Raw genomic sequence first — 11,837 nt, forward strand, 5'->3', positions numbered from 1 at the left:
CCGGCTCACCTACGGCACTCCGGGGGCTGGCAGCCCAGGTCGGCCAGGGCCGAGAAGAAGATGCGGCGTATCCCGCCGTGCTGCCTGGTCACGAACACCCGTCCCCCGGTCGCCTCCGCGATCGCCCTCAGCTCCGCGGGGTCGACGTCCTCACCGAGTCCGATGAAGATGATCGGCAGCGGTTGGCGCGGCTCCTGCAACCGCCTCAGCTGCGTGAGGAGCTCCGCCCGGCTGATGCTGTCGTCGTCCTCGTTGCGACCGTCGGTCATCACCAGCACCAGGTTGATGCGGCCGGGTGTCCAGTTGCGGCGGGCGTCCCGGTACGCGGCCAGCGTGCTGTCGTACAGTCCGGTCCCGCCCTGCGGCTCGACCCGGACGGCGGCCAACCGTTCGGCGAGCAGTCGCCGCTGCGGACCCAGCGGGCCCACCGGCAGGATCTCCCGGTAGTCGCGGTCGCCGTCGAGCTTGGTGGAGAAGGTCCAGATGCCGAGTTCGCTGTTGTCGAGCAGCAGCGCGGCCCCCTCCTCGGCGGCCCGGACGGTGGCCTCCAGCCGGCTGCCCTCACCGGGCACCTGCGCCGCCATCGAGCCGGAGATGTCCAGCAGGGTGAGGATCCGGCCGCTGCGCTGCACGCCGCTCCAGCCGGTCAGCACCTCGGTGACCGTTTCCTCGGCGGGCAGCGGGACCGGCCGCCGCTCCTCCCCCAGCAACCGGCCGTCGTCCGGCACCGCCGGCGGGAAACCCGCTGCGGTGCGGAACCCGTAGCCGGTGAACACCTGCTGTGCCGTCGGGGTGAGCAGACCGGTGAGGAATCCGGCGGCGGCGTCCCGCGCCCGTCCCTGGGTGGCGGGCAGCACCACGTACGGCAGGTCGAGCCAGGGGACGGCGATCTCCGGGTACGCCGCGACCAGCTTGTCGGTGCCGGCCAACGCGTTGTGCTCGCGGACGGCCCGTTCGCTCGCCACGACGGCGTCGACGCCACCGGGCAGCCGTCGGTCCGGGGTGAGCGAGCCGTCCGGCGACTCCGGGCTGAACGTCCGCTTCGCGAGGGCGCGCAGGGTGGCGGTCGTGGTCGCGGCCGAGTCCCGGTTCTCGTCGGCCAGCACCCGTACGCCGAGCAGGGCGGCGGACCCGACCGGGTCGACCGCCGGGTCCGGCACACCCACCTGGACCTCGCGTGCCGTGGACCCGATCAACGCCGCCCAGGTGGGCCGATCGTCCGGCCAACCCGAGCGGCGGGCGAGCCGATCGGGCACCGCGAGCACCACCGGAGTGCTCGCGATGGAGGTGCCCTGTCCGGCGACCTCGAAGGCACCCGCCGCCCGTGCCCGGCGCAGCCAGAAGGTCGACTCGGGCACCCAGACCTCGGCCACCTCCGCGCCGTCGGCGAGGTCGCGGGCGACGACGGCCGACTCCGAGGTGCGTACCTCGACGGAGACGCACGGCTGGCTGCCGGCCCTCACCCGCGCCACCCGGTCGAGCGCGGGAGCGATCAGCGGAGCGGCCGCCACGCGCAGCCGGACCTGTTCGACGCAGGTCGGTGTGCCCCGGTCGGCACGCACGTGGGCCACCGCCGCCCAACCGGCCAGCACCACCGCCAGTGCGGCGCTGAGCAGCACCACCGGCGAGCGGCGGAACGGGGCCCGCGTCGGCGCGGGACGGTCGGCCACCACCGCGGCCTCACCTCCTCGTCAGCCCTGCGCCCACCCTTCGACGCAGGTCGCAACGCCACCACGAGCGAAGGACTCGGCGATCGCGGGCGGTTGCGCTGCACACCCTGCCAAGGTTTCCGTCCGTCGGCAAACCCCCGATCGATGGACGGGCATGGGCCGTCACGGCCGGAACTGCCCATTGCGCACTCGGGCCGAGCGGTCCTAGGGTGGCGCGATCGTGCTCAGTTACTCACCAGTAGGAGCAGCGTGGACACCATCGGCATCCCCTCCCGCCACGTTCTGTTCCTCAACTGGCGCGACACCACCAACCCGGAAGGTGGCGGGTCGGAGGTCTACATCGAGCGCATCGCCGCCGAACTGGTCGCCGTGGGTCACCGGGTGACCCTGTTCTGCGCCGCCCACGGTGCCGCCGCCGCGTCCGGCACCACCGAATCGGGGGTCCGCGTGCTGCGCCGGGGCACCCGGATGACCGTCTACCTTCGCGCGGCGCTGACCTGCATCGCCGGCCGGTTCGGGCTGGGGCCGCTGAGCCGTCGTCGGCTGGGTCGGCCGGACCTGGTCGTCGACGTGTGCAACGGGGTGCCCTTCTTCGCCCCGCTCTACGCCGGACGGCCGGTCATCGCGCTGGTGCACCACGTGCACCGGGAGCAGTGGCCGGTGGTGTTCGGCCCGTGGATGGCCCGGCTGGGCTGGTGGATCGAGTCCTGGTTGGCGGTGCGGCTCTATCGGGGCTGCCGGTACGTCACCGTCTCGGAGGCCAGCCGGGCCGAGCTGACCACGCTGGGCGTGACCGCGGAGCGGATCGACGTGGTGCCCAACGGCACGCCGCCGGTGATCGGCCCGGCGTGGCCGCGTACGCCGCACCCCTCGCTCCTGGTGCTCGGCCGCCTGGTCCCGCACAAGCGGGTGGAGATCGCCCTGCGTACGGTCGCCGAACTCGCCCGGGAGCTGCCCGAACTCGAACTGGTGGTGGCCGGGCAGGGCTGGTGGGAGGAGCCGTTGCGGGAGCTGTGTGCCCTGCTCGGCATCACCGACCAGGTGCGGTTCGCCGGGTTCGTCAGCGAGGAGGAGAAGCACGCGCTGCTCTGCTCGGCCTGGCTCGCCCTCGCCCCCTCGCTCAAGGAGGGGTGGGGGCTGACCATCGTGGAGGCGGCGGCGCGCAGCACACCGACGGTGGCGTTCCGCTATGCCGGTGGCGTCGCCGAGGCGATGGTCGACACCCGGACCGGCCTGCTGGTCGACGACGAAGAGGAGTTCACCGCAGTGGTCCGCGAACTCCTCGGCGACGATGTCCGGCGCAAGGCGATGGGCGAGGCCGCACTGGTGCACGCCGCCCGCTTCACCTGGGCCGCGACCGGGGCGCGGTTCGCGCGGCTGGTGGCGCGGGCGACCGCTGCCACCGGTTGAGAAGCCGGGCACGGTGACGGGGTGCCCGCAGACGCGGACACCCCGGCGGACGTTCTCAGGTCAGCGGGTGCCGTAGAGGGGAGCCTCGGTCTGCTCGCTCACCGTGGAGTTCGCGGCCTCCTTGGCGGACGGACTGAGCACGTTCGTCAGACCGACGCTGCCGAGCATGCCGAGCACGATTCCGAGTACCCCGACGGCGATGAACGCAGGCAGGTTCTTCATCCACCTTCTCCTTCCGCGGGACTCGCGTGCCGGGACGTTACCACGCGGTAGCACCATTGCGCAGTGCCCGAAAGACCGACGGCCAGCAGCGCCGTCGCGGCCAGCAGATGGGCCAGGCCGACCGGCCCCGGCCGGGCCGGTTCGGGCGGAGCGGTCCACATCGGATTCTCGTACAGGGTGATCTCGGTCCCGGCGAACCGCTGGCGCAGGCCGTCCAGCGTGACCGGGTCCGGCGGCGGCCCGGCCGCCCGCTGCACCAGCACCCAACGAGGGTTGGTCGACGCCACCGGCTGCCCGGCCGCCAGGACCTCGCGCAGCCGCGCCGCCCGGGAGTCCTCACCGGCGACCGAGGTGGGGCCCACCCGTAGCGTGTCGTCGATCAGCACCGGCACACCGAGATAGCGGGGCGCCGGATCGATCACCACCTGACCGTCGTTCCAGGCATAGATCTGGTACTGCTGGAACGGCAACGAGACGACCTCACCCGGACGCTCGGCGACCAACCGGCTCACCGTCGTCCAGTCGGCCGGCCAACTCACCGGACGAAGTCGACCGGCAGCACCGAACGCCAGGTCGGGCAGGACCGCCACCGGCAGCAACGCCGCACCGACCAGGAACACCCGCCCGGTGGCGGCGTCGAACCGGGCAGTCAGGTGCCCGGCGGCCCGCTCCGCCCCCAACGCCACGGCGAGGGCCAACGCCAGGACGTACGGCACCAGCAGCTTCTGCCCGTCCCGGACCAGGCCGGCGCCGGGTACCTCGGCCACCGCCCACCGCAGCAGCGCCGCCCCGCCGGGCAGCACGCCGAGCGCCGCGACCAGCCACGACCCCACGGCCAGCACACCGAGACGCGCGACGATCGGGGTGGCCCACCGACGCCGCAGCAGGGGTACGCCGTACCCGGCGACCGCCAGCACCAGCACGGTGGCCAGCGGCACCAGCCAACTCGCCCGGGACGCCGGAGTGGCATCGGCGCTCCAGATACCGCCCGTGCCGGCCAGCGCCGCCCACGGGCCGGCCCAGTTCTCGCCCCGCGCGGCGAAGGCGGCGACCCCGGCCGGATCGGAGCGCGCGTCGCCCGCCCCGGCCACCCCCGCCACCAGCCACGGCGCGTTCAGCAGCACCGCCACGCCCAGCCCGGTCGACGCCGCCCGGATCGCCCCCGGATACCGCCCCACCAGCAACACCGCCGACACGACCAGCGCGAGCAGCCCACCGGTCGGCGTGATCGCCGAGGCCGCCACGCACAGCAGCAGGCGATGCAGGGCGTACCGCTCACCCGCCCGCACCCCGATCGCCGCCCGCAACAGCCACGGCAGCACCGCGTACGCGACCAGCAACCCCCACTGTCCGATCAGCAACCGCTCGGCCAGGAACGGGGTCCAGGCGTACCCGAGTGCGGCTACCGCCCGTACCGCCACCCGCTCGGTCGGGACGAGCCGCGCGGCACCCAGCGCGGCCAGATAGAGGATCGCCACCAGGACCAGCCGTTGCAGCAACCATCCCGGGGCCAGCTGACTAGCCAACGCCACCAGCGCGTCCTGCGGGACGGCCCGGGGCAACGCGGTGGCCGGAGCGATCAGCTCCCAACTCGACGTCTGCCGAGGCACGAACACCATATCGTACCGCAACACGTAGCCGGGCCGGGCGAGCGGCGCGAGCACCACCGCCACGACGGAGGCCGCCACCGCGTGCGGCACCAGCCGTTCCCGCATCCGTCGACCCCATCACAGCCGGGCGCGGCATCGGCCACGCTGGTGGCGGCCACTGTACGCGGCCCGTCGCAGCAGCGGCCGTCGAACCATCCGTTGGCCTGATGGGGGCGACATACCCGGTGTGGCAATCTTCCCGCCATGACATCGACGGGGGCGGACGTGACGGCGGCGCCTGGCCGGACGGCCGGATGGTGGAACGGCGACCCGATCCGGGCGACCGCGCTGGCCATGATCACGCTCAGCGTGCTCTGGCGAACCCACGTGGCGTTCCGCGGCTTCCTGGCGGCCGACGACTACGTGCTCATCACCCAGGCCGCGGAGTCCGACCTGACCGTCGCGCACCTGTTCGCGCTCTACAACAACCACCTCATGCCCGGCGGGCGACTGATCATCTGGCTGGTCACCGAGTACGTCGGCCTGGACTACTGGCCGTACGTGCTGCTCATGGCGCTCGGTCAGGCGATCCTCGGCGTCGTCTTCCTCCAGTTGCTGCGCCGCCTGCTCCAGCCGTCGTGGCTGATTCTCCTGCCGCTCGGTCTGCTGCTGTTCAGCCCGTTGACGCTGGAGGCGACGTCCTGGTGGGCGGTCGGCGTCAACATGCTGCCGATGCAGATCGCCATGGTGCTCGCGATCCGCGCGCAGGTCGACTACGTACGGACCCGACGGCCCCGGCACCTGGTGGCCCTGGCGCTCTCCGTCCTGTTCGGGCTCTTCTTCTTCGAGAAGGCGATCCTGGTCGTGGCGCTGGTCTTCCTGCTGACAGCCACCCTCTACGCCGACGGTGGCCCGCTGCGCACCGTCTGGACCACGATCCGTCGCTGGTGGCCGTCATGGTTGCTGCTGACGGTGCTTTCGCTCGTCTTCATGGCCGCGTACCTGACACGGTCGGAGTCCTCCCTGCGCCGCCCGGACTCCCCCGACGAGGTCTTCTCGTTCCTGACCCAGATGCTCAACTCGACCGTGGTGCCGGGCCTGGTGGGCGGGCCGTGGCAGTGGCTCGGGGCCGGCGACGGCGCCCCGGTCACCGCGCCGCCGGAGATCGGCACCTGGGCGAGCTGGGTGATCGTCGTCGCCCTGGTCGTGGGGACGGTCCGCCGTCGTCCGCGCGCCGGACGGGCCTGGCTGCTGCTCGTCGCGTACCTGGTCATGGTGGCCGCGATGCTGGCCGCCACGCGGCTCGGGTCGGCCTTCAGCGGCGTGGCGGGCGGGGTGCCCCGATACGTCAGCGACGTGGTCGTGGTCGCCGCGATCTGCCTCGGAGTAGCCGTGGTCGGGCCGGCCCGGCCGCCCGCCACCGCACCGTCCGACGCCGCACCGCCCGACGCGGAACCGGCCATGCCGGACCCGGCGTCGCCCGGATCACCGCCACCGGGACTGTCCGGCCCGCTGCCGGAGCGCTACCGGGAGCCGGTGGCCATCACGCTCGCCCTGGTCCTGGTGGCCGTCTGCCTCGGCACCGCCTGGACCATGTCCCGGTACGGCGACGAGTGGGCGGCGAAGTCCGGGCGGTCGTACATCGACACGGTGCGGATCGAGTTGGCCAGTGCACCACCCGACACCGTCTTCTTCGACTCCCCGGTCCCGGACAACGTCGTACCGCGCCTCTCGGAGCCGTACAACCTCCAGTCCCGGTTCTTCCACGCGCTCGGTGCCCGTCCCACCTACGTCGACGAGGCCGAGCACCCGTCGGTGCTCGACGGACTGGGCCGGGTCAAGGTGGCCACGGTCGTGGGCAGCACGATCCAGCCCGGCCCCCGCGAGGGCTGCGGTTACCTGGTGGCCGGCGGCGAGACGATCCGGATACCGCTGAACGAGCCGCGCTTCTCATGGCACTGGGTGGTACGCGTCGGCTACCTGAGCTCGGCCGACGGCACGGCCACGCTGCGACTGGGCAGCGGCGAGGCGGTCTTCCCGATCAGGAAGGGGCTTAACCAGCGCTTCTTCCGGATCGTGGGCGGCGGGGACAGTGTGGAGCTGACCGTGACCGGCACGGACATGACGCTCTGCACCAACGAGATCGCGATCGGCGATCCGGCACCCGAGCCGGAGGGGTAGCCCGTCGGCTTCTCGTCCGGCGGACCCTCACTCGGGACGGAACAGCACCGAGTTGACGTAGCGCGGACGCGGCCAGAGCACCCGTCGGGCGAAGCTCTGGCCGACCCGCGCGATGGACTCCCGCTGGTGCCCGCCGAGGTCGAAGTCGGCAAGCGGAATCCACTGCCGGTCGGGCAGCACGTATCCCCGGTACCCCCAGCCGGTCAGCAGGTCCAGCAGCGGCTCGACCGGCTGGATCCGCTCCTCGACCTCGATCAGCAGCACCGGACGGTCACGCCGGACGGTCTCCGCCGCGCCCCGCAGCGCCGGCAGTTCGTGGCCCTCGATGTCGAGCTTGACGAACCGCACGTCGGTAAGGCCGAGCGAGTCGAGCGTGATCCGCCGGACGGACACCGGGTGGCCCTGCGTCTCGTCCTCCAACGACGAGGTGCCGACGATCGCCCCGCCCTCGGGGAGATAGAGCGTCGCGGTGCCCTCGTGGTCGGAGACGGCAGCCTCGACCACCTCGACGGTCGGGAACGCCACCCGGAGCTGACCGGCCAGGGCGCTGGTCGGCTCCACCGCGACCACCCGGTCGGCACGCCGTACGAGTCGCGCCGTCCACGGCCCGTACCAGGCACCCACGTCGACGGCGGTGCCACCGGCCGGCACGAAGTCGGTCAGCCGCGCCAGTTCCGGCTCCACCCGGGGATAGACCCGGCGGATCGCCCCGGCGAGCAACCGCTGCGGGAGGATCGCCGCCACACCGGAGGTCGCTGCCGGTGACCGCTTCGTCGATGCCATGGGGCAGCACACTAGACGCTCACCGACCGTTGAGGCAGGGGCTGTCGGAGACATCTACCGGCCGGTAGGGTCTTGCCGGTCGGGCCATCTCCCGACTCGAATCCGCCCGGGCCGGACCCGAGCGGGTCCGCCGGCCGCCGGCACGACGCGGAGTGGCATGACACGGACCAGGGGCAAGGACGCCGCGAGGGTACGGTTCGGCGCGGCCGGTGCCGCCGTCACCGTCGCCACCCTGGCGACCAACGCACTGGCGTACGTCGTACCCGTGCTGGGCGCACGCCGACTGAACGCCGCCGATCTGGGCGCACTGGCCACGGTCCTCGCCTTGGCGGCGATCGCCGCGGTCCCCGGCTTCGGTCTGCAGATCGCGGTCGCGGCGCACCGGGCCCGTCGCCAGAGCGGTGGCGAGGCCGGGCTGGCTCTGCGCACCGCCGCGTTCACCGCAGCGGCCACCCTCGCGGCCACACCCGTGCTCTCCGTGGCCCTGCGGCTGCCGGTGGCCCTGGCGCTGCTGCTCGCGGCGACCACGTTCGCCACCGTGCTCAGCGGCCGCTGGCTCGGTGAACTTCAGGGGGACCAGCGGTTCCTGCGGCTCGCCGCCGCGATGACCGTGCTGGCCGTCGGCCGCTACGGCGGACTGGTCGTCGGCCTCCTGGCAGGTCGGGGACCGGTGACCTGCCTGCTGTTGGGTACGCTCACCGGCCTGCTCGCCATCCCGATCCTGGCTCGCCTCGCGGCACCGTCCGTCGCCGTGACGCCCCCGCCGGCTTCCGCAGACGCCGCCGCGTCCCGGCCACTCGGTGGACGCCAGGTGACGACCGCGTGCGTGGCGACGCTGGCGATGCTCACCATCTCGTACGCCGATCTGCTCCTCGCCCGCCAACTGCTGCCGGCGGCCGACTCCGGCGCGTACGCCGTCGGCGCGGTCCTCACCAAGGGCGCGCTGTGGGCACCTCAGGTGGTCACCCTGCTGGTGCTGCCTCGGCTGGCCCAGGGCGACCGTCGGGCCCGTCTGGTGGCGTTGGGGCTGATCCTGGCCTGCGGCGCGGTCCTGGTCGCGGCGGCCGCCATCGGCGGGGAGATGGCGTTCCAGCTCGTCGGCGGCACCGACTACCGACATCTCGCCGGTTCCGCGCCGCTGTTCGCCGCCACCGGCGCCCTCTACGCGGTGGTGTTCATGCTCGTCAACGATCGGGTGGCGACCGCCGCCCGGTGGCCGGCCCTACCGCTGTGGGTGGCGTCGGCCGTGCTGGCGGTGGCGGCCACCCTGATCGCGCCGCGCACCGTCACCGGTGTGTTGTCCTGTGCCCTGGCCACCGCTGCCGGAACCGCGCTGGTGATGGGCTGGTTGGTCTTCCGTCGCAGCGCCGCTGACCCGCCGACGAATGAACGGTCACCAGGAGTGACCGTGAGAGCCGTTCCGACCTGCCGGACGGGCTCTCCGGACGACTGACGGGTCACTCGGACTCCCCGCCGGCCGCACCGTTGGTTACCGTAGTTGTCTTCCGGGTGGGTCCCATCCCCCTGCGGTAGTTCCCCAAAGAGGTAGCTGTGACGTTGTACGGCGAGAAGAAACCCCCCGCCGACGATCGGCCCACCGTGGAAGTGACCGCGGTCAACTGGCCGAACGATCGGCCGGAGCCCGAGGCGAGCGCCGCCCCGCCGGGTACACCGGCCCGGCCGCGCCGGTTCCGCCTGCTCCTCGCCTCCGGGGTGGCCACCGCCGTGCTCGCCTCGGTGGGCGCGGTCACCGTCTGGGCGTACGCCGGTGACGTGCCCCGAGGCACCAGCGTGATGGGCACCGAGCTCGGCGGGCGCAGCCGGACCGACGCGGCACGTGAGTTGCGGGCACAGCTCGACCGTCGCGCCGCCGAACTCGCCGCCCCGATCCAGGTACGCATCGGCGAGCGGACGGCCGAGATCAACCCGGCCGAGGTCGGGCTCACCGTCGACGTGGACGCCACGGTGGCTGCTGCGGCCTCCACCGACGCGCACGCGGTGGACCGGCTGGTCGGCTCGCGGCAGGTCGAACCGGTGGTCTCCGTCGACGTGCCGAAGCTGGAAGCCGAGCTGAAGAAGCTCGTCGGCGACCAGGGCCGCAAGATGACCATGCCGGCGATCACGTTCACCGGCACGAAGCCGAAGGTGCGTCACCCCAAGCCGAGCCTCGCCGTCGACCCGGAGCACTCCGCCGACGTGGTCAAGGCGGGCTGGTTGAGCGGCCAGCCGGTGACGGTGCCGCTGGTGGAGAACCACCCGGCCACCTCCGCCGAGGAGGTGGACCGTCTGGTGCGCGAGCTGGCCGAGCCGGCGGTCGCCGCACCGGTGAAGCTGACCACGGACCGGGGTTCGGTGAACATCCCGGCAGCGGCTATCGCGAAGGGCCTCCGCTTCAAGGCCGACAAGACGGGCAAGCTCACTGCCAGCATCGACATGAAGCGGCTGCGGGACGCCCTGGGGAACCGGCTGAACGAGGTCGAGGTGGCACCCAAGGACGCCACGATGACCATTTCCGGCGGCAAGCCGAAGGTCGTCGAGGGGCGCGCCGGCCAGCAGGTGGACACCGACGGCCTGGGCGACGAGCTGATGGCCGTCCTGCCCCGCACCGACGACCGTACGATCACCGCGAAGCTGACGGAGAAGAAGCCGAAGCTCACCGCGGAGAAGCTGGGCGGCCTCGGCATCAAGGAGAAGGTCTCCTCCTTCACCACCAACTTCACCGGCGGCCTCTCCTCGGCGCGCAGCCAGAACATCGTGACGATCGCCAAGAAGGTGGACGGCACCGTGGTGCTGCCCGGCGAGACGTTCTCGCTCAACGGGCACACCGGTGAGCGCGGCTACGCCCAGGGCTACCGCGACGCGCCAGTGATCATGGACGGCAAGCTGGTGCCGGGCGTCGGCGGCGGCACCTCGCAGTTCACCACCACGCTGTTCAACGCCACGTACTACGCCGGCCTCGAAGACGTCGAACACAAGCCGCACTCGTACTACTTCAGCCGCTACCCGTCGGTCATCGAGTCGACCATCTTCTGGCCCAACCTCGACTTCAAGTTCCGCAACAACACCGACCACGGCGTCCTGATCGACACCTCGTACACGGGCAGCTCGATCACCGTGTCGATCTGGAGCACGAAGATCTGGGACAGCGTCAAGACCGAGTACAGCCCGCGACGCAACATCACGTCGTCCAAGACGGTCTACCTGGAGCCGGGCCCGACCTGTATCCCCGCCAGCGGCAGCCAGGGCTTCACCCAGGACGCCTTCCGGGTCATCAAGAAGGACGGCAAGGTGGTCAAGCGGGAGAAGTTCACCTGGACGTACAGCGCCGAGCCGCGCTTCATCTGCGCCAAGGAGCCCGGCGCCTGACGTCCGTCCTCCACCAGCTCCATCACGGCCCCGCCGGCCCCACGCCGGCGGGGCTTTCCGTGTAAGGAAGGGTCCCCTGTTAACGCCTCGTGCATAGCAGGGGTCCCCTGTTAACACCCTTCCTCGCCCGGCCATCAGCGGCGCAGGCGGGCGGTGTGGCGGGCCATGCCGATCCCGGGCGCGACACACGGTCGAGTCCCGAGCGGAACCCTTGCGGGTATGACCGTCGTCCAGGGGCCTGCACCAATCTCGGTTCGGCGCCTCCGCCGGACTGCTGCTGCCCACCGCCGCAGGCTGTGATGCCGCAGCGCCCCCCTTATCGCTCCCATCCAGGCCGCTAGGGGCAGGGTCGGCGGCGCAGCGGCTCCAGCTACGCCCAGCGAGGGTGAGCCAGCCACTCTCTTCTTGCCTTGTCTACGGCGGTGCCACGACTCGCGAAAGCCACGCTGGGCCGCGCTAAGGGAGCCCAAATGCGTTTAGGGCCACCCCCAGATGGGGGTGGCCCTAAATCGAAAAGATGTCCGGCGGTGTCCTACTCTCCCACACCCTCCCGGGTGCAGTACCATCGGCGCTGGAGGGCTTAGCTTCCGGGTTCGGAATGTTGCCGGGCGTTTCC

The 11,837-nt window shown here is 72.1% G+C and carries 8 protein-coding genes and 1 rRNA gene; 4 read left to right on the forward strand and 5 right to left on the reverse strand.

The genetic code is table 11. The features are described from left to right. Positions 1-5 precede the first annotated feature (5 nt). Positions 6-1,673, reverse strand: coding sequence for a substrate-binding and VWA domain-containing protein (locus ABT008_RS24485; protein ID WP_350698772.1), 1,668 nt, complete (start codon positions 1,671-1,673; stop codon positions 6-8). A 246-nt stretch (positions 1,674-1,919) separates the two neighbouring features. On the opposite strand from ABT008_RS24485, the gene ABT008_RS24490 reads away from it, so the two are divergent. After that, complete coding sequence (locus ABT008_RS24490) at positions 1,920-3,080, forward strand: glycosyltransferase family 4 protein (RefSeq protein ID WP_350698774.1); 1,161 nt, start codon at positions 1,920-1,922, stop codon at positions 3,078-3,080. 60 nt (positions 3,081-3,140) lie between these two features. On the opposite strand, the gene ABT008_RS24495 is transcribed toward ABT008_RS24490, so the two are convergent. Together ABT008_RS24495 and ABT008_RS24500 are read right to left on the reverse strand one after the other, a co-directional pair. Beyond that, positions 3,141-3,302, reverse strand: a complete 162-nt coding sequence (locus ABT008_RS24495) for a hypothetical protein (protein ID WP_161594961.1) — start codon at positions 3,300-3,302, stop codon at positions 3,141-3,143. After that, positions 3,299-5,017: an MmpA family trehalose lipid delivery protein gene (locus ABT008_RS24500; RefSeq protein WP_350698775.1), complete on the reverse strand. Its 1,719-nt coding sequence runs from the start codon at positions 5,015-5,017 to the stop codon at positions 3,299-3,301. The genes ABT008_RS24495 and ABT008_RS24500 overlap by 4 nt, the downstream gene beginning before the upstream one ends. A gap of 138 nt (positions 5,018-5,155) precedes the next feature. Between ABT008_RS24500 and ABT008_RS24505 the strand changes: the two genes are divergently transcribed. Continuing rightward, complete coding sequence (locus tag ABT008_RS24505; protein ID WP_350698777.1) at positions 5,156-7,072, forward strand: hypothetical protein; 1,917 nt, start codon at positions 5,156-5,158, stop codon at positions 7,070-7,072. Between the two features lie 27 nt (positions 7,073-7,099). On the opposite strand, the gene ABT008_RS24510 is transcribed toward ABT008_RS24505, so the two are convergent. After that, a complete protein-coding gene (locus ABT008_RS24510) occupies positions 7,100-7,855 on the reverse strand; it encodes an FkbM family methyltransferase (protein ID WP_350698779.1) in 756 nt (251 codons plus the stop codon). Positions 7,856-8,012: 157 nt separating this feature from the next. On the opposite strand from ABT008_RS24510, the gene ABT008_RS24515 reads away from it, so the two are divergent. Together ABT008_RS24515 and ABT008_RS24520 are read left to right on the forward strand one after the other, a co-directional pair. Continuing rightward, positions 8,013-9,308 carry a polysaccharide biosynthesis protein gene (locus ABT008_RS24515; RefSeq protein WP_350698780.1) on the forward strand — a complete coding sequence of 432 codons (1,296 nt, stop codon included), beginning with the start codon at positions 8,013-8,015 and terminating at the stop codon, positions 9,306-9,308. A 98-nt stretch (positions 9,309-9,406) separates the two neighbouring features. Beyond that, entirely contained in the window at positions 9,407-11,221 is a 1,815-nt protein-coding gene (locus ABT008_RS24520; protein ID WP_350698781.1) for a VanW family protein, read from the forward strand. A gap of 519 nt (positions 11,222-11,740) precedes the next feature. Here the strand turns inward: ABT008_RS24520 and rrf are convergent. Continuing rightward, positions 11,741-11,837 (reverse strand): 5S ribosomal RNA (rrf, locus tag ABT008_RS24525); the annotation flags it as partial.

Source organism: Micromonospora sp. NPDC002389 (genome assembly GCF_040296095.1).
Classification (GTDB): Bacteria; Actinomycetota; Actinomycetes; order Mycobacteriales; family Micromonosporaceae; genus Micromonospora.